Annotated in this window: 17 protein-coding genes; 2 read left to right on the forward strand and 15 right to left on the reverse strand. The window is 46.8% G+C overall.

Annotation, left to right across the window (positions count from 1 at the left end; all coding sequences use genetic code 11):
• Positions 1 to 3: 3 nt before the first annotated feature.
• The 14 genes from HFE01_RS16195 to HFE01_RS16260 all read right to left on the reverse strand — a co-directional run bounded on the left by HFE01_RS16195 (position 4) and on the right by HFE01_RS16260 (position 14,973).
• Entirely contained in the window at positions 4 to 834 is an 831-nt protein-coding gene (locus tag HFE01_RS16195; protein ID WP_017425663.1) for a carbohydrate ABC transporter permease, read from the reverse strand.
• Positions 824 to 1,696 (reverse strand): carbohydrate ABC transporter permease, encoded by an 873-nt coding sequence (locus tag HFE01_RS16200; RefSeq protein WP_017425662.1) that lies wholly within the window; start codon positions 1,694 to 1,696, stop codon positions 824 to 826. The genes HFE01_RS16195 and HFE01_RS16200 overlap by 11 nt, the downstream gene beginning before the upstream one ends.
• A gap of 38 nt (positions 1,697 to 1,734) precedes the next feature.
• Entirely contained in the window at positions 1,735 to 3,033 is a 1,299-nt protein-coding gene (locus HFE01_RS16205) for an ABC transporter substrate-binding protein (protein WP_090890798.1), read from the reverse strand.
• 267 nt (positions 3,034 to 3,300) lie between these two features.
• Positions 3,301 to 3,858, reverse strand: a complete 558-nt coding sequence (locus tag HFE01_RS16210) for a GNAT family N-acetyltransferase (protein ID WP_019685841.1) — start codon at positions 3,856 to 3,858, stop codon at positions 3,301 to 3,303.
• Between the two features lie 76 nt (positions 3,859 to 3,934).
• Entirely contained in the window at positions 3,935 to 4,969 is a 1,035-nt protein-coding gene (locus HFE01_RS16215) for an iron chelate uptake ABC transporter family permease subunit (RefSeq protein WP_107734456.1), read from the reverse strand.
• Positions 4,970 to 5,245: 276 nt separating this feature from the next.
• On the reverse strand, positions 5,246 to 5,695 hold the full coding sequence (locus HFE01_RS16220; protein WP_107734455.1) for a hypothetical protein: 450 nt from the start codon (positions 5,693 to 5,695) through the stop codon (positions 5,246 to 5,248).
• 47 nt (positions 5,696 to 5,742) lie between these two features.
• Positions 5,743 to 6,714 (reverse strand): ABC transporter ATP-binding protein, encoded by a 972-nt coding sequence (locus HFE01_RS16225; protein ID WP_181323682.1) that lies wholly within the window; start codon positions 6,712 to 6,714, stop codon positions 5,743 to 5,745.
• A complete protein-coding gene (locus tag HFE01_RS16230) occupies positions 6,701 to 7,738 on the reverse strand; it encodes an ABC transporter ATP-binding protein (protein WP_107734453.1) in 1,038 nt (345 codons plus the stop codon). The genes HFE01_RS16225 and HFE01_RS16230 overlap by 14 nt, the downstream gene beginning before the upstream one ends.
• 59 nt (positions 7,739 to 7,797) lie before the next feature.
• Positions 7,798 to 8,643 (reverse strand): ABC transporter permease, encoded by an 846-nt coding sequence (locus HFE01_RS16235; protein WP_016820191.1) that lies wholly within the window; start codon positions 8,641 to 8,643, stop codon positions 7,798 to 7,800.
• A 4-nt stretch (positions 8,644 to 8,647) separates the two neighbouring features.
• On the reverse strand, positions 8,648 to 9,598 hold the full coding sequence (locus HFE01_RS16240; RefSeq protein ID WP_107734452.1) for an ABC transporter permease: 951 nt from the start codon (positions 9,596 to 9,598) through the stop codon (positions 8,648 to 8,650).
• Positions 9,599 to 9,671: 73 nt separating this feature from the next.
• Positions 9,672 to 11,291 carry an ABC transporter substrate-binding protein gene (locus tag HFE01_RS16245; protein ID WP_019685838.1) on the reverse strand — a complete coding sequence of 540 codons (1,620 nt, stop codon included), beginning with the start codon at positions 11,289 to 11,291 and terminating at the stop codon, positions 9,672 to 9,674.
• 159 nt (positions 11,292 to 11,450) lie between these two features.
• Positions 11,451 to 11,813: a DUF1304 domain-containing protein gene (locus HFE01_RS16250; protein ID WP_026065336.1), complete on the reverse strand. Its 363-nt coding sequence runs from the start codon at positions 11,811 to 11,813 to the stop codon at positions 11,451 to 11,453.
• A 135-nt stretch (positions 11,814 to 11,948) separates the two neighbouring features.
• Entirely contained in the window at positions 11,949 to 13,460 is a 1,512-nt protein-coding gene (locus HFE01_RS27635; RefSeq protein ID WP_107734451.1) for a methyl-accepting chemotaxis protein, read from the reverse strand.
• Between the two features lie 259 nt (positions 13,461 to 13,719).
• Complete coding sequence (locus HFE01_RS16260; protein ID WP_017425643.1) at positions 13,720 to 14,973, reverse strand: cation:dicarboxylate symporter family transporter; 1,254 nt, start codon at positions 14,971 to 14,973, stop codon at positions 13,720 to 13,722.
• A gap of 211 nt (positions 14,974 to 15,184) precedes the next feature.
• Between HFE01_RS16260 and HFE01_RS16265 the strand changes: the two genes are divergently transcribed.
• Both HFE01_RS16265 and HFE01_RS16270 read left to right on the forward strand, forming a co-directional pair.
• Complete coding sequence (locus HFE01_RS16265; RefSeq protein WP_038978235.1) at positions 15,185 to 16,489, forward strand: sensor histidine kinase; 1,305 nt, start codon at positions 15,185 to 15,187, stop codon at positions 16,487 to 16,489.
• Positions 16,490 to 16,494: 5 nt separating this feature from the next.
• Positions 16,495 to 17,424 (forward strand): response regulator, encoded by a 930-nt coding sequence (locus HFE01_RS16270; protein ID WP_038978236.1) that lies wholly within the window; start codon positions 16,495 to 16,497, stop codon positions 17,422 to 17,424.
• A 102-nt stretch (positions 17,425 to 17,526) separates the two neighbouring features.
• Here HFE01_RS16270 and HFE01_RS16275 read toward each other — a convergent pair whose 3' ends face one another.
• Complete coding sequence (locus HFE01_RS16275; protein WP_017425640.1) at positions 17,527 to 18,009, reverse strand: MarR family transcriptional regulator; 483 nt, start codon at positions 18,007 to 18,009, stop codon at positions 17,527 to 17,529.
• Positions 18,010 to 18,031: the final 22 nt, after the last annotated feature.

Below are 18,031 nucleotides of genomic sequence, written 5' to 3' on the forward strand. Positions count from 1 at the left end.
CCCCTACCCCTTGATACCTGTTAAGGTAATCCCCTCAATAATTTGCTTTTGGGCGATGATGTAGACGATGAGCACCGGGACGACCGAAATAGTGGTGCCCGCCATCATCAGTGACCAATCGGCGGTATATAGTCCTTTGAAATTGTTGAGCAAAAGTGGAACTGTAAATTTCTCTGGTGTATTGAGATAGATCAGCGGATCAAGAAAGCTGTTCCAGGCACCCAAAAAAGTGAAAATCCCGATCGCCGCCAATGCCGGACGAATGAGTGGCAGAATGACACTCCAGTAAATGCGAATGTATCCCGCCCCGTCCATGACTGCTGCTTCCTCCAGATCGCGTGGAATTCCCATGACGAATTGACGGAGCAAAAACACCGCGAATGCATTAAACAAGGCTCCAGGTACAATCAGCGACCAATGCGTATCCAGCCAGCCGATACGATCCATCACCAAGTATAGCGGAATCATCGTTACCTGCTTAGGCACCATCATCGTAGCGAGGAACAAAATAAACAATATATCCGAACCCGGAAAACGGATTTTAGCAAAGGCATACGCTGCCATAGATGCGCTAATCAGCGTCGCTGTCACGATGATAAACGTAATGTAAAAGCTGTTCATGTACGCCTGCACGAAGGGCATGGCCTCCAGCGATGCCGGATAGTTGCTCCATACAAACGGATCGGGAATCCATTGTGGCGGAACGACAAAAATTTGAGAGATATCCTTTAAAGAACTGAGGATGGTCCATAGAAATGGAAAAAACATGATTAAAGAGCCGACAGCGAGCAGCACATGGCGCAGGAGCATCCTGCCTCTGCAACTAATCTCCATAGTGCACCCACCTCTTTTGCATTTTAAATTGCAGCAGTGTAAATATGAGAATAATCACGAACAAAATCATTGCCGCTGCCGCACTTTCTCCCATCGTGAAATCAATGAATGCCTGATCGTAAATGTGATACACAAGCGTATAGCTTGCTTTGGCTGGCCCGCCGTTTGTCATGACGAACGCCTGATCGAACACCTGAAAAGAGCTGATGACCATCATAATGGTGACAAAAAAGGTTGTTGGTGACAATAGCGGCAATGTAATATACCTTAGCTGCTGGAACTTACTGGCCCCGTCAATTTCGGCTGCCTCGTAATAGCTTTTAGAGATGCCCTGAAGTCCTGCCAAAAAAATGACCATGTTGTATCCCAGTCCCAGCCATATGCTAAGTAGAGCAATCGACGGGATCACCCAATGCGTATCGGTAAGCCACATCGGGCCTGCAATGCCAATCGCTCGCAGCAAGTGGTTTAAAATGCCGAATTCACCATTCAGTATCCACATCCAGATGACCCCCACCGATACCGAACTGGTTACGACAGGCATGAAAAAAAACAAGCGATAGATTTCCCTGCCCTTCACTTTGTTGAGTACGATGGCTACGAGCAGAGCCAACACAATCCCCACCGGAATGACCAGCACCATATAGTACACCGTATTAATGAGTGCCTTCCAAAAATCAGGATCAGATAATTGACCTTTAAAATTGTCCAAGCCGACAAACAAAGGCACCCCAAAACCATCCCAATTGACAAAGCTTAAGTAAAACGCATACAGCAAGGGCAGCAGTGAAAAACATAACAGACCAAGAAACTGGGGGCCAATAAATAGATAGCCCCACAGCGCTTGATGCTTTTTCTGCATCTTGTCACCTTCCTCCCTGGTCACGGCCCATCCCGTGTTTACTTGACCGCCTTGGATATGATCTGATTCAACTTTTCAATGGTTGTCGCAGCATCCTGCTTGCCAAGGAACATCAGGTCAATGGTTTCCGTGATATCGGAGTTCAACCCCGGCACCTGTGCATCATACGCCAATGCAGAACCATAAGCATGCCCTTTATCACGTCCCTCAGTCAGATAGCCCGAGTGCTCAATCGTCGCCTTTTTCATGATGCTCTCATCTGCGGCAGCAAGCGTACCCATGGCATTGCCACCTTCAACCAGCCGCGCCTCCTGCCCTTTCACAGAGACGTAGAAGGCTGCCAGCTTCATGGCCTCTTGCACATGCGGACTGTTTTTGTTGACAGCTACATATGCAACCGGGATGGCGACAGGCTCATTTTTACCAGTGTTGGAGGGCCAGTAGATATAATCAAAGTCGAGGCTTTTATTTTGACTAAACAAGGGCTCCAGCCATCTTCCTGCCGCCAGCATGCCGACCTGATTGGACATGAACATGGCATCTGCCCCCTGCCCTTTTGGGAGTGAGCCAAGGTATACCGCATTTCCCTTTTTCACCATATCGTACATAAAAGCGAACGCTTCCTTGCCCTTTTCATTGTGGTCCAGCACATACTTGCCTTGTTCATCAAAGATCCGGCCACCATTCGACCACACCCATGAATACCAGTGAGCCCACCAGTTTTCCGCAATATAGCCCTGCTTTCCGGCGGCCTTCAGCTTGGATGTAACCTCCTCAAAGGCGTCCCAGTTCCACTTGCCCTCATCATAGTATTCCTGCGGTGTTTTCACACCTGCTTCCTTAAATACCTTTTTGTTGTAGTACATGACCATCGGGTTTGAGTCAGGAGTGACCCCATAGATTTCCCCATCACGCTTGGCCGGACCCCATAATCCTTCCGGAAAATCCTCGGCCTTCACGTCACTTGCCTCACTTTTTAAAAATTCACCCAAAGGCTGCACCTGTTTTGCTCCGATCAAACGCGCAATCGTCGACTCATATGAATAAAAGACATCCGGTCCGCGACTTCCCTGTAGCTGTGTCAACAGCTTTTGCTCATATTGGTCTCCCGGTACTGGTACCAGCTTAACTTCGATATTCGGATTCTCTTTTTCAAATGCATCCAGTGCCCGCTGATACACCTTCACCTCCGCAGGGTTACCCCAAACCTGCATCGTAAGCCGCACCTTTTGTCCATCTGTATTCTCTACTTTGGGAGAAGTGCTGCATGCCGTTGCAAGTAAAAACAGAATGCTGAGGAAAAATCCAATTTTTATCCAACTCATGTAATTGTCCACCTTAACCGCCTCCTGTAGCTTCGCATGGTTGTATATCACCCTTCTTTGAAGCGCTTACAAAACTTTCCCTATCATCATATGTAGAAGGAGAAAGCGCGATATCCCCATTTTCATTTTTATATAAATTTTTTTCTTTTGAGTGGCTCTGATATGACAGTAACCAAGAGAAAGACATCACGAGGACGTAAAGGTCTGCACAACAAAAAAAAGAAGAATGCAGATCACCTGCTTCCTTCTTTTGTATTCCTTCAATTATGATTCCGTTTTCTATGACTTTATTAGCATCTTTTCAAAAGTGTTATAGCCATTTGTTTCGCCTATATAAGTATAGCCACATTGTTGGTAAAAACCGCTAAGCTTGTCATTGCCCGCAATACAATCCAGACGGATTCGATCCTTGCCTGCGAAGCGGATACCTTGCTCAATCCACTGCATAAGCTCACGGCCCAGTCCCTTCCCCGTGTTATCGCGATCTACAACCAAACGATGCAGATACACGGAGGTACCTCCCTCGGAATTCATCCCGTCTAATCCCCACAATCTACAATCCCAAGCACTGGGCTGCTGCTGCAAGATCACTGCGCCTGCCAAGCGATGATCGTCTGAGGTTCGGAAAATAACCACTTCTCCGCGTGAAATAGCACCACCCAGATTGTGATCATCTTCTCCTTTTAGTAATTTGCCCCATTGCGTGGAACCCTTGCTGTGCAGCCATCTGGCCGTCTTTAAAATTAACTCCTGAATCTCAGCCTGATCTTCATTACTTGCCTGATAAGCCACTAATCCTGGTTTGACGGATGGATCGACAATCGTCATTGATGTCATGCTGCACCTCAACTCTATTTTTTTATGTATAAAATATAGCATAAAAAATAGAGTTTGATGCTCTGGCTAATAGCGTTCAGAATTTACCATTTTCAAGCATAGAGCCTCTTTGCCATTCTCTCCACATCATAAAGATCAAAAGGGGTATGCCGATGCAGGCCAGTACTGGGGTTAAGGGCAACCCAACCGGCTCATGGATTCTAGCGGAAATGACTTTGGCCAGCATCAACAACCCGCCTCCCCAAAGGATGGAGCCCAACAAAAGAAGCCGTGGACGGTTTCCTATCATACAGCGCATGAAATAAGGCACAATAAGCCCTATATATCCGATGGTACCACATGCCCACACCGTAATGGCGGTCAACACAATTGCGAAGGGAATGTACAGGGGTTTCAGCTGCTTGGGGAATGCGAAGACAGATCCTGCGACGAGAAGTGTAACCAAGGTAAGCCAAAACGTGAATGACCCTTCTCTTATTCCCCACCCTCCCACAGACATTGCCCACTCTTGCGATTTTTCCCCAAATAGCACAATAAATCCAGAGATTGAACGAAGGGCTACATCAATAATGAAACCAATCATGAATAAATGAATTCCCGCAGACCGTCCTCGAATGAAACGGATTCTATTTAATGTAAATACAATGAATCCCCCAAATACCGCCCCTGCAATACAAAGGGCCATACCACCAAAAGAGTCTATGTTCATTCCCAGTAAAAGGACAACACATAACCCCACCATTGCCCCAGGCATAAGTCCGGTTAAGGTGGGTGATGCAAATGGATTAGCTATTCGTAGTTGTAAAAGAGTGCCTGAAACGGCCAGACCTCCTCCGAGCAACAACATATCCAAGGCAAATGGTATACGAGTTTGGTATACAACTTCCTTTAATAGGGGATCAGGATTGGAAGAAAACAATACTTCCCATAACTCTGCATAGCTGATAGGAAATATACCTGTGGTTAGCGACAGGAACAAACTAAAGATCAATAATGCAAACCCTGTAACCAGAGTCAAAACTATTCTTTGTGGACGAGGTGGAACTGCGTTCGATTCCGCGGCAATCGTCTCATCTCCACATTCACCCACATGTATTTCTTGTTCACTCATCAGATTTAAAAGGTCCCCTTTCCTCATTTCCCATAAAATATAAATAACACTATACTTTTATCGGTCATATATGGTGAAAAATGTAACCTTTCTAATCATTTCAACTGATGATATCCATATGAGGAAAGATGGAAGGGACGTGAATGAGGTGCCAAGCCGTAAACGTATCTTCTAAAGTATGAAAATAATGAAGAAGCATCGTATTAAAAAAACGAGCTGACCTCCCGGTCAGCTCGTTTCAATTTCTGGTAAAGTGTGTTGCTCCATATTCACAATTTAATTCGTCTGTGCAGCAGGCACAATGCGGTACAATCCTGCAGTATCGCCAGTTGCGGGCCGTACCTCCTGAATGACCCAACCTAACGACAGCACCTGCTCCAGCCGATCATATTCGGCCTGCGTCAGTTCGGATGTGACAGCTTCGCTTCCTTCCTCCAGAGACAGCTCTGGCTCACCTCCAAGCGCCACGGCAATCCACGTACGAATGCCACGGATCGTATTGTACTTGATCTGATACCCGTCTGTTACCGCGCTGACAAACACCTCCGGTTCATTGGCCGCCAGCCCGGTGGCAAGCTCCGCATAATCAAATTGTCCGTCCGTTGGCAGCTCATTTTGCTGCACCCGACGGATGAGTTCCTCAGGGGACCAGCCTAATGAACGTAAAGATTCCAGCATGAGCGCGTCCCACTGGGAAATACGTACTCTATTCGTTGATTCAGTCATCGTTTTTTACCTCCTATAGGTTATGTACACGTACAACCAATCTTAACCTAACGGCTAACCGGGTACGCCACATAATGTCCGGGACTAATTTCTTTCAGCTCGCCAGCATCGTTGCTATCCTTGTCCCATACCCATGAACCGTCGGGTTGAGCCAAGCTATTCTGCCGCTCGCCGACCGCTCTCGGATCAGGCACAGGGATGGAGGAGAGCAGCGCCTGCGTGTAGGGGTGAGCGGGCTGCTCATACAGTTCATCTGCGTCGGCTACCTCCACCAACCGTCCATGATACATCACGCCGATTCGATCCGAAATATGCCGCACCATCGACAAGTCGTGAGCGATGAACAGATACGTCAGTCCGAACTCCTGCTGGAGATCCTCCAGCGTGTTAATGACCTGCGCCTGGATGGACACATCCAGGGCCGAAATCGGTTCATCACAGACGATGAACTCGGGATTCACGGATAAGGCACGAGCGATGGAAATCCGCTGGCGTTGACCGCCGCTAAACTCGTGCGAATAGCGGTACAGGTGCTCTCGCTTCATCCCTACCTTCTCCAGTAAAGCCACTACGGCATCCTTACGCTCACTGCCCTGATGCAATCTGTGAATATCCATCGGCTCACCAATCAGGTCAAGCACGTTCATACCCGGATTAAGCGAGGAATATGGGTCCTGAAAAATGCTCTGAATACGCCGACGTAGCGGCTTGAGCTGCTTGTCATTCAGCTTGGAAATATCCTGACCGTCAAAGCGTACCGTACCTTCCGTATAATCGTATAACCGTGTCAGGCAGCGTCCAACTGTCGATTTGCCACTACCGGACTCACCAACCAATCCGAACGTCTCGCCGCGCTTGATGTGGAAGCTTACGCCGTCAACCGCCTTGAGCACCTCGGAGCTGCGCCCTAACAAATCCTTTGCGGTCACAAAATGCTTCTTAAGCTGGTGTACCTCCACCAAGGGCTGATCCTCACCCGCCACATGGTTGGCCTCTCTCAACGCTTCATTCACCGTCATTCCCCTCCTCTGCACGACCCGCTTCGGACGTCTCGTAGACTCCGGCAGGCACGGCGTCCGGCTCGTTCAACCAGCAGGCTGCTCGCTGGTCAGAGCGCAACTCCACCATTGGCGGCCGCTCCACACAGCGGGCAAACGCATGCGGGCACCGTTCCATGAACGGACAGCCTGATGGCGGGTTCACCAGATCCGGGGGCGTGCCCTCAATCGGCACCAGCCGCTCACGGAAGCCGTTCGTACGCTGGGGTACAGAGCGCAGCAGACCCTGCGTATATGGATGCCCAGGACGATAGAAGATATCGTCCACACGCCCCTCCTCCATCACCATGCCGCCGTACATTACGATGACACGGCTGCACACCTGGGCGACGACGCCCAGATCATGGGTGATCAAGGCAATCGCCATATCGGATTGCTGCTTGAGCGTCTTGAGCAGCTCCAATATTTGCGCCTGAATCGTCACATCCAGCGCTGTAGTTGGCTCATCTGCAATCAGTAGCTCCGGGCTGCACGAGAGCGCCATTGCGATCATCACCCGCTGGCGCATCCCTCCGCTGAATTGATGCGGGTACTGATTCATTCGACGCTCCGGTTCAGTAATACCTACCTGTCGCAGTAGCTCCACAGCTGCCTGCGTAGCTGCTTCCTTGCTCAGTCCTCGATGCCTACGAATCACCTCGACCAGGTGATAGCCTACTTTTTTGACCGGATTCAGCGAAGTCATCGGGTCCTGAAACACCATTGCGATTTGGTTACCGCGTATTTTACGCCATTGTTTTTCTGTCAGCGCGGTCAAACTTTCTCCACGGTAACGGATATCGCCGTTCAGCCGCTTGCCGGGCGGGGCAATCATCGACATGATCGCTTTCGCCGTAACGCTTTTGCCGCTACCGGATTCTCCTACAATTCCTACCGTTTCTCCAGCATCAATATGAAAGCTAACCCCTCGAACGGCCTGATTCTCCCCCTCACGAGTGAAAAACGAGACCTCCAGCTGTTCGACGGACAGCAGATGTTCTGTCATTGTGTTTTCGCCCCTTCCTGTCGCTCCTGGAGCCATTGGTAATGGATCTATGCTGTGAATCATCGTTTTACTAATTTGGGCTCAAAGCCTACACGCAGTACATCTCCCAGTACATTAAAGCTCAACACGGTCAGTAAAATAAGCAATCCCGGAAACAATGCCATATATGGTGCCTGTGCAATATAGCCTTGGGCATTATTCAGCATACTGCCCCACGTAGCGTTCGGCAGTTGAACACCAAAGCCGAGAAAGCTCAGTGATGATTCCATCATAATGGCTGAAGCGATATTGTTCGTCGCTCCTACGATAATGACTGGAATCAGATTGGGAACGATGTGCTTCAGGATAATGCCAAATGTACTTTGTCCTGAAGCCTTAGCGTATAGTACATACTCCCGTTCGCGCAGCGTCATCGTCTCTGCCCGCACCACCCGGGCGATATTCATCCACATGAGCAGGGCGATAATGACAATGATATTGCCAACGCCTGGCTTCAAAAACACACTAAGCAGCAATATAACCAGAAAAGACGGAATCGACATGATTAGCTCCAAAATCCGCATAAGCAGGTTGTCAATCCACCCGCCAAAATAGCCGCTCACAATGCCTACCACTGCACCAATACTGGTCGCAATAATCATAGAGGCAAAGCCCACCAGCAATGATACACGACCGCCATACAGCGCTCTTGTAAAATAGTCCCGACCGTAATCGTCCGTTCCAAACCAGTGTGCGCCTCCCGGTGGTTGGAGGCGCTCCAGTACGTTCAGCTTATTCGGGTCCTGCGGTGATAAAAATGCGAAAATCGCTCCCAGCGAGAATACGATCAATAGTATGAGGGCGACGGCGCCCATTTTGCTCGTCATCAGCTCGATCCCGATGTTGCGCCATTTGCTCCGATTCATGTTTTCACCTCGTTGATTTAATTCTCGGGTCCGCCATGCTGTACAAGATATCTGCCAGCAGATTACCCAGGATCAGCAGTAAAGCGGAAAATAAGGTAATCCCCATAATGACGGGATAATCCATTCCTTTTACAGCCGTCATGCCCAGCGAGCCAATGCCCGGCCAGGAAAATACCGTCTCCGTCACAATGGCTCCCGCCACCAGGTCCGCAACCGACATACCAAGCAGCGTAATGATGGGCAGCAGAACATGCTTGAGCACGTGTCGAAACAAAACCATTCGTTGTCCAGACCCGAACGCGTATTGAATCTGCACGTACTCTTCCTTAAGCTGCGTAATCGTGCTGGAACGGATGTACCTCACATAGACAGATAGAAAGCCAAAGGCCAGTACAAAACATGGCAAGATGCCATGCTTGATCACATCCAGCACCGAATCCGTTCCGATCGTACGCATCCCTGTACTTGGAAGCCAATGCAAATAAATTGCAAACAGATAAATAAGCAAAATGCCAAGCCAAAACAATGGGACTGAAATACCGATGTACGACATTAAATTAATGAGCTTGTCGATCCAGCGATTCCGATTGGCCGCAGCAATCAAACCAAGTGGAATTGCAATCAACACAGCGAGTATGATGGAGGCGCCCATTAACCCCGCTGTCGCCGGGAGACGGTCGAGAATCTGATCCAGTACAGGCTGATGATTAATTAGCGAATAACCTAGATCTCCTGTCAGGCTTTTTTTAAGCCATAATATGTACTGTACATAAGCGGGCTGGTCCAGCCCCAAGCTATGCCTCATTCTTTCAATATCTTCCAGATGCATATTCGGTGTAACAAAAGAGAGCACCGGATCACCTGGAGCCAGCTTGATCAAGCCGAAGCAGACGATGGACACAAAAAATAGCATCGGTATAACTTGCAGCAACCTTCTGGCGATGAGTTGTCTCATACGTTTTCCTTCCCCTTGCTGTTTTCGAAAAAAATAAGCTGGTTACCCCAGCTTATTTTTTGAAAACCCTGTCTTATTTGTGATAAATTTTGGACAAATCCTCGAAAATCACGACCGGCTTCAACACAGCCTGATCAATACCGCCATACTGCTTGTCGAAGGCCACAATCGTTTTGGTGTATGCAATTGGGTAGATAACCGCATCATCAGCCAAAATTTCTTGTACCTTTTTATAAATTTCTCCACGTTTAGTCGTATCCGACTCACCCGCGCCCTCTTCCAACAACTTATCTACTTCTTTATTAGAATAATGCGAATAGTTGGAGGACGATCCCGTGCTATACAAAATACGATACGCATCAGGGTCATACCCCATGATATAGCCGCTGATCGCCAGATCGAAATCCTTGGCATTCGTATCAACGAATTTTTGCGACCACGCTGAGGAATCCATACTGTTCACATCCAGCTGAACGCCAATATCCTTGAACTTCTGCTGGATATACAGCGCCTGTGCTTCCTGAACCTTGTTGCCGCCCGGAATGATAATGCGCAGCTTCAGCCCTTCAGCGCCGGCCGATTTCAGCAGCTCCTTCGCCTTGTTCACATCATTATTGAAAAATGCAACATCATTCGTGTGATACAGTACATCCTGTGTCAAAGCGGACTTTGCAGTATCTGCATAATCTTTGGAGCCATACGATACCTGGATCAATTCATCCTGATTCAGTGCATAAGAAAGCGCCTGACGTACTTCTTTTTTGTTCAACTGCTTTGTATCACTGTTTTCATTAAACATCAGGTAAGCCAAGCGGCCTTCGCTGTAAGGGAAAATGTCAAACTTATCTGTCGCTTTAATGGTGTCTACGTTTTGTGGGTCGAGATAGTTTACATTGATTTCACCATTTTGCAGGGCTAAATTGGCAGCATTCGAATCTTTAACAATTCGATATGTCACAGAATCCAGATGCGGCTTGCCGCCAAAATAGTTATCGAACCGTTCAAGTGTAACGTACTCGCCAGTTTTGTACTCTTTAAATTTGAAAGGACCTGATCCAACCGGAGTGTTGTTTTTCGTGCTTTTCTCAATATCCGCTTCATTCTCAAAAATGTGCTTCGGAATCGGGGATACCTGTACCAGGGCCGCCTCAAAAGCTGGGGCTGGCTGAGGAAGCTTGAAGTCCACCGTCGTATCATCAACCTTGCTCGCCTGTACCGGCTTGCCGTTGACCATAAAATTACTTCTCAAGAAGCTGTGCTGCTTCTCATCTAAAATTTTGTTAATCGTGAAAACGACATCGTCAGCTGTCAGCTTCTCGCCATCATGCCAAGTCAGATCCTTTTTCAGTTTTAGTGTATAGGTCAACTTGTCTGCCGAAGGAGTCAGGCTATCTGCCAAATAAAACGTCTTCTTGCCATTGTTCACTTGGAACAAAGGTGCAAATATCGCTTGATCTATCGTCAGACTTACCCGGTCACCCGCATAGTTCGGATTCAGCACCACCGGATCGGCTTGCACGCCGATAATCAGGCTGCCACCATCTTTGGGCTGTCCGTTATCGGCTGTAGTTGCATCTGTGCCAGACGCACTACCATTCGTCGCAGACGAAGATCCCGAATTTCCGCCGGAGCATGCACTTACTACCAACATTAATACGATGAATACGAATATACCTGTCAAATTACGACGCATCGCTCTAGCCTCCAAATTCTTTAAGTATGTATTGAAAAATATTATAAATCGGAATAGTCGGATTTACAATCGTTCAAAAACTGTTTATTCCCCTTGTCATTAGCATTGCAGACATTATGTGATCGAATTAGCAAAAAAGACACCCGTTAAGGGCGTCTTTTAGAAGACCAGCAAACTGATTAATGCCAAGATGGCAGGCAGACCTTGCTTTAATAAAATAGACTTATTAGCCGTTAATGCACCATACACTGCAGCCACTACTACGCAAATGACAAAAAATAATTCGATTTGCTGCCCGATCACAGGATCGGGATAGATCAAGCCCCACACCAATCCAGCAGCCAGAAATCCGTTATACAGCCCCTGATTGGCTGCCAAGGATTTGGTCACTCCTGCCAGTTCCTTCGAGGTACCGAACGTACGCATCGCGCGTGGAGTCGTCCACAAAAACATTTCCAATACTAAAATGTACACGTGCTCCAGCGCTACAATTCCAACCAATATTGAACTAAGTAGGCTCAAATCGCTTCCTCTTTTCCACATGAAATTACTCTGAGGTCATCTTAGATTGATCCTCAAAAGTATAGTTCATCTACCAAAAGCAGTAAAGAGACCGAGCCTATGGCCCGGTCTACTATTTACATGAAGTCTAAAGCCTTACATCGTTCTCGCAAAATCCAACAAAGCTTTGGACATACTGTTGATCTCGTCCGTAGATGCATTGACTTGCTGTGTTAGCGCGGCTTGTGTTTGTGTCAGCGTAGACATATTCCCGATGTTGTGCAGAATTCGCTCGATGAGTGTTTTCATTTCGTCCAGACTGGTCTCGATATTCCCGGTCGCATCCGCACTATGGATGGCAAGTTTTCTGACTTCATCTGCAACTACTGCAAACCCCCGTCCCTGCTCGCCTGCACGCGATGCCTCGATTGCAGCATTCAGACCCAATAGATTCGTTTGATTCGCAATCTCTTTAATGAAGTTCGAAATGTTTTGCGTCTCTTCTGCACTGACTTTGGCCTGATTCGCTGCCTCTGTCGATTGCTCTTGAGCCGTAGCCAATTCCTGTGCCTGGTTACTAACCGAGTTAACACCGTTCACCATTTCTGTAATGGAATCGGAGAGATGCTGAATTTTGAGCGTAAGCTCGTCTGCAACAGCCTGCTTTTCCTTTTCCACTGTGATATCACGGATGGTTCCGGCAATGCGAATAGGCACTCCTTTGCTATCGCGTATGCTTCTTCCACTGTTTTGATACCAGCGATATTCTCCATTTTTACTTTGTAGGCGACATACCATATCATATGGCGTACGATCTGAATAGTCATTTAAATGATCGACTACAGCCTTAACTGCATGTTCGGCATCATCAGGATGTATACGCGAACTCCAGCTGCTTAATACACTTGGAAAGTCCTTCTCGTCTGTAAAGCCCAAGGTGTTGCGGAATTGCTGGGACCACCAAAATATATTATCCGGGTGCTCAATGTCTCCATCCACCAAAATGACGTCATAGGGTGCCTCCACCAAAACACGATTGATGAGATCAAATCTGGTAACTAGCGCCTGAAGCTCCTCGGACTTAATCTTCTGATCGTGCACATCCAACAGAGCGCCCGCAATACGAAGCGGCACTCCCTGCTGGTCACGGATCGTCGTTCCGGTAGCCCGGAACCAGCGATATTCTCCATGCTTCAGCCTCAAACGATACTGTACGTCATAAGGGGTTTTCCCCGTAGTATCCAGTAAATGATCAGACAATTCTGCCAAAGATCTGTCATAGTCTTCGGGGTGTAGTCGAGATGACCAGCTGTCCAATACATTGGGGAATTCCTTTTCGCTCTGATATCCCAGCATAGAACGGAATTCTTCGGACCATGTGAACGTATTACTTGGATTGACGGGATCACCCGCAATGACCTCCATGTCCCATAAGCCAATCTCTATCGCCTTGGTAACAAGCTTCAAACGGATATCAACATGTTGAGCATCATTTTTCATGGACTCTATCGCTTGGTTGACATTGTTTGCGATTTCTTGAATTTCAGGAGATGCTGAGGAAACCTGTATTGCAGCAGAATAATCCTTTTGCTGTATTCTTTGTGAGAGTTTGCGGCTTTCTTCTACTAAAGGAGCAAGTGATTGAGACTCATTTTTCTTGAGAAACATATATGATCTTCCCTTCTAAGCCAGTTATATAAAACGGTATAATTTAATATCGGAATTTTATTAAGAATCATTATAAATAAATCTATAATCGTATAGGTATTAAGACTTATTTTTCGTGTCCATATACCTATATATCCATACAAAAAACATCGAAAAATGTCGAAAAAGGAAGTATGTTAACAAGTCTGGAAACAAAAAGAACACCTCTGCATTACTTCGCAAAGGTGCTCTTGGTATCCACTATTCGGTTCAATGTATCTTATTTAATTGAAGCAACGTATTCCTCGCCTTTTTCTTTATCATATTGTCCTTCCCATTTGGACATGACTACAGCCGCAAGCGAGTTTCCTAAAACATTGACTACCGTACGCGCCATATCCAGAATACGATCAATACCAGCGATAAAGGCCAGACCTTCCAGCGGGAGATTCACTGCTCCCAGCGTAGCGAGCAACACGACAAAGGAAGCGCCCGGCACGCCTGCAATCCCTTTGGAGGAAATGATCAGCACGAGTACCAGCGTGATTTGGGTCGTGATCGGCATATCAATGCCATACATTTGGGCAATGAAAATTGCAGCCAGTGCTTGATACAGCGTGGAGCCGTCCAGATTAAAAGAATATCCGATCGGAATGACAAAGGATGTGATTCCTTTCGGACACCCGAATTTCTCCATCTTCTCCATGATCTTAGGCAGAACACTTTCCGAGCTGGCCGTCGAATATGCAAGCAACAGCTCACTTTTCAAAATTTTAACCATCGTCCAGAGACGGGTACCGCAAAGCTTGGCGATAATTCCAAAGACAACCACAATAAACAGTAACATGGAGCCATACACTGACAGTACAAGCTTCAATAACGGCCATAACGAGGCTAATCCAAACTTGGCCACTGTCGTGCCAATCAGTGCAAATACACCGAACGGAGCGAGGCGCATGACCTGATTGGTTACCCAGAACATGGCGTCGGCTACACCTTCAAAGAAATTCAGCACAGGCTTGCCCTTGTTACCAATCGCTGCCACTCCTAGTCCGAACAATACAGAGAAGAATATAATAGCCAGCATATCTCCTTCGCCCAGGGCTTGAATAACATTGGTAGGTACGATGTGCACAATCGTATCTATAAAGTTATGGCCTGACTTTTCCGCAGTCTCCACATAGGAATGGATATCGCTCTTGGCCAGGTGGGACATGTCCACGCCCTCACCGGGACGAACCAGATTGGCAACAAGCAGACCAAACAGGATCGCAATGGTCGTTACAATTTCGAAGTACAGAATCGACTTCCCGCCGAGTTTCCCCAGTTTCTTCATATCTCCGACGCCGGCTACACCAATAATGAGCGTTGAGATTACAATAGGTACGACAATCATCTTGATTAAGCGGATGAAAATATCACCGATCGGCTTTAAGTAGACTTCCACCCCTGAATTGCCGTAAAATAAGGCACCAACAATAATACCTAAAGCCAGACCGATAAAGATTTGCATTGTTAAATTAATCTTTTTCACTTCATGTCCCCCCTGGCTGGTTTGTATATTTTTGCAGTATGCAGCTCTTAATATTCAGATGATGTTATTTATACTACAATCCGAACTATAAAAACCGACAGTTATCTACACATGTATTTGTTTTTTTCTATAAATTCACAAGTATTAATGCTAAGCCTGTGAATTTATCTTACATTGACTTTCTGAAACAAATACCCGGAGGTGAATATGGATGAAGCTAAATACCCTTCTTTTCCTGCTGATGCTTATCTTTGTACCCCTAGCAGGTGAGTTGAATATTCACCCGTTCGATAATACATTTCGTCTCAGCTTTGGTACGCCCGTATTTTTTTTCTTTCTGTTATCTATACGTCATATTCCACCTGCATTATCGGGAGTGTTTGCAGGGATAGCAGTAGTTGCATTTCGTATTTCACTCAATCATTACCTTCATCCCGGCTCTTCCTTTGAAGAATTAATGACCTTGCATGGACCTACCTTTTTTTATTATATGGTTTATGGCCTGCTCTTTCAGGTTCTTAACATTAATGCTGAGCCTTACCGCGCACTGCGTGTGGGCATCCTCTCTGTGGGAATTGAGGTTGCCGCAAGTGTGGCAGAGCTTAGTGTCCGGCGAAGCATTGACGGTGATTTCTGGGACATCGTTAAGATCAGCAAAGTGGCTTTTATGGCCATGATCCGCAGCTTCTTTGTGCTTGGGTTCTATAATATGATTCGATTAAATCAATCTGTTCAGCATGAAGAGGCACAAAGACAGCAAACGGAGCGAATTTTACTCCTGGTATCGGACTTGTATGAGGAGTCAGTCCAGTTAGGCAAAACTTTGTCACATGCAGAGCAAATCACCCGTGAAAGCTATGAGCTATACCGCGAGCTGCAGCAGGATGAATCTCTGAAAGATAGAGAACATTACGCCAGACAGGCACTTCGTATTTCCGGACAAGTCCATGAGATTAAAAAAGACAGCCAGCGGATTTTTGCCGGTTTGTCCAAGCTCATTGATTCGGAAAGCGACGTGCATTATATGACCTCACAGGAACTTGGCGAGCTGATCGTCCGAACGAACAGCAAATACGCTCAATCGCTAGGCAAGTCTATCCGTTTCACGCTGAATTTCGATCCTTTGTTGCCCAAACTGCATGTTTATACAGTTCTCACTCTGATTAACAATCTGACCTCCAATTCAGTAGAAGCGATGAAAGACAGTGGAAGGATTGACGTCTCCATTCATTTTCTACCAGGACAAGAGGATATAATATCCTTTAGTGTCACCGATAACGGTCCAGGTATTCCTCAGCGCAAACGGGAAATGATCTTCACACCGGGATACACGACCAAGTATGATGAGGGAGGACAGCCTTCGACCGGCATGGGTTTATTTTATGTGCGTGAAGTCGCGGAGAGTCTTGATGGAACGCTTGAACTACTACAGAATGAAGATGAGCATACAGATAAATTACAGACCACTTTTAGAATCATATTACCTTTACGGAAACTCACGGAGAAAGGAAGATAGCCCGGATGCGTTTTTATATTGTAGATGACGATCAGGGGATTCGTTCGATGCTGGCAGACATTATTGAAGACGAGGGTTTAGGAGAGGTTGTTGGGGAAGCGGAGGATGGTTCCTACGTGAATAGCGGCCTGCTGGAGCTGAACCGAATTGATGTATTGCTGATTGACCTGCTGATGCCGCTTCGTGACGGCATTCAGACCGTGCGTGCACTCGGTGATCAATTTAGCGGAAAAATCATTATGATTTCTCGGATTGAATCCAAAAACATGATCGGTGAGGCGTACTCACTCGGTATTGAATATTATATTGCCAAGCCCTTAAACCGACTGGAAATTATTGCAGTTATCCAAAAAGTAACCGAACGCCTGCGCATGCAGCAGTCGATTACAGATATTCAGCGCACATTGCAAGGACTGTCGATGTTCACATCGAATAGCCCATCATCTACACTGGAACCGACTCGAAACATTGTAAGTTCGGGACAGTTTCTGCTCTCCGAAATGGGGATGATTGGCGAAGCCGGAAGTGTAGATTTACTGGATATGTTGGAATACTTGGACCAATATGAGGAGGAAACAGGCAATCTATCCCCCTATCTGTTTCCCTCGCTAAAGGATATATTTGCTAATATAGCGTTGAAACGATTAGGAGACTCAGCTTCAGCAATAGAGCTAAGCAAGGAAATCAAGGCATCGGAGCAGCGTGTCCGCCGCGCTATTTTCCAGACATTAAGCCATATTGTATCGCTCGGGTTGACCGACTATACCCATCCTAAGTTTGAAAATTATGCATCCAAATTTTTTGATTTTACAGAAATCCGCAAAAAAATGTTGGAACTGCAAAACAATGTGGAGCCTTCACTATCTCAAGCCCGCATTAATACGAAAAAGTTCGTGCAGGTGCTCTATATGGAAGCAAAACGGCTATTGCATTAAAAGAAAAGCACCCGCATCTCTCCATGTGGCTATCACATGAAGAATAAACAGGTGCACATTGTCGATGATTTAAATGTCCTTTGAATTGAGACTCATCTTCTGCTACTCCATAGCTTCCAAGAAACCTACGCCATCGGACAGCAGACGCTTCAAGACATTTAGTTCTTCCGAGCTGTAACGATCTAAAAATTGAAATAACTGATGCTGTGCCTTAGCATGCAGCCGATCATGTACAAGAAAGAGCTTTTTCCCCAACGGGGTTAGCCGAAAATAAATCTCTTTTTTGTTGTCGTTCAGCTGGGTTCTGCGAATCCAGCCTTCCTTGAGCAGCTTGGTGCTAACTTTCGAAACGGTCCCCTTGCTCAGCTCCATTCGTTCCGCTAAGGTTGTAACATTGATCGGCTCATGCCTCCCAATACAATCCATAACGTGCACATCCGTCATATTGAGCGAAGTCATTCCGTCAAAGTGCTCGCGGATTTCCTCGAGAAAGATCATGCCCTCTCTCTGCTGATGCTGCTCCAGCTGGTGATTCATCTTAATAAGCAAATCATAGACATGCTGAACCGATGTCGCCTTCTCCATACGAACAAGTAGTCACTCCTTT

It is taken from the genome of Paenibacillus sp. EKM10P, from assembly GCF_011800655.1.
In the GTDB taxonomy this organism is placed as follows: domain Bacteria; phylum Bacillota; class Bacilli; order Paenibacillales; family Paenibacillaceae; genus Paenibacillus; species Paenibacillus polymyxa.

Excerpts from the sequence above, each read along its gene's own strand:
- HFE01_RS16195 (WP_017425663.1), bottom strand. The coding sequence starts at position 834 with ATGGAGATTAGTTGCAGAGGCAGGATGCTCCTGCGCCATGTGCTGCTC.
- HFE01_RS16200 (WP_017425662.1), bottom strand. The coding sequence starts at position 1,696 with ATGCAGAAAAAGCATCAAGCGCTGTGGGGCTATCTATTTATTGGCCCC.
- HFE01_RS16210 (WP_019685841.1), bottom strand. The coding sequence starts at position 3,858 with ATGACATCAATGACGATTGTCGATCCATCCGTCAAACCAGGATTAGTG.
- HFE01_RS16215 (WP_107734456.1), bottom strand. The coding sequence starts at position 4,969 with ATGAGTGAACAAGAAATACATGTGGGTGAATGTGGAGATGAGACGATT.
- HFE01_RS16220 (WP_107734455.1), bottom strand. The coding sequence starts at position 5,695 with ATGACTGAATCAACGAATAGAGTACGTATTTCCCAGTGGGACGCGCTC.
- HFE01_RS16225 (WP_181323682.1), bottom strand. The coding sequence starts at position 6,714 with ATGACGGTGAATGAAGCGTTGAGAGAGGCCAACCATGTGGCGGGTGAG.
- HFE01_RS16230 (WP_107734453.1), bottom strand. The coding sequence starts at position 7,738 with ATGACAGAACATCTGCTGTCCGTCGAACAGCTGGAGGTCTCGTTTTTC.
- HFE01_RS16235 (WP_016820191.1), bottom strand. The coding sequence starts at position 8,643 with ATGAATCGGAGCAAATGGCGCAACATCGGGATCGAGCTGATGACGAGC.
- HFE01_RS16240 (WP_107734452.1), bottom strand. The coding sequence starts at position 9,598 with ATGAGACAACTCATCGCCAGAAGGTTGCTGCAAGTTATACCGATGCTA.
- HFE01_RS16245 (WP_019685838.1), bottom strand. The coding sequence starts at position 11,291 with ATGCGTCGTAATTTGACAGGTATATTCGTATTCATCGTATTAATGTTG.
- HFE01_RS27635 (WP_107734451.1), bottom strand. The coding sequence starts at position 13,460 with ATGTTTCTCAAGAAAAATGAGTCTCAATCACTTGCTCCTTTAGTAGAA.
- HFE01_RS16265 (WP_038978235.1), top strand. The coding sequence starts at position 15,185 with ATGAAGCTAAATACCCTTCTTTTCCTGCTGATGCTTATCTTTGTACCC.
- HFE01_RS16270 (WP_038978236.1), top strand. The coding sequence starts at position 16,495 with ATGCGTTTTTATATTGTAGATGACGATCAGGGGATTCGTTCGATGCTG.
- HFE01_RS16275 (WP_017425640.1), bottom strand. The coding sequence starts at position 18,009 with ATGGAGAAGGCGACATCGGTTCAGCATGTCTATGATTTGCTTATTAAG.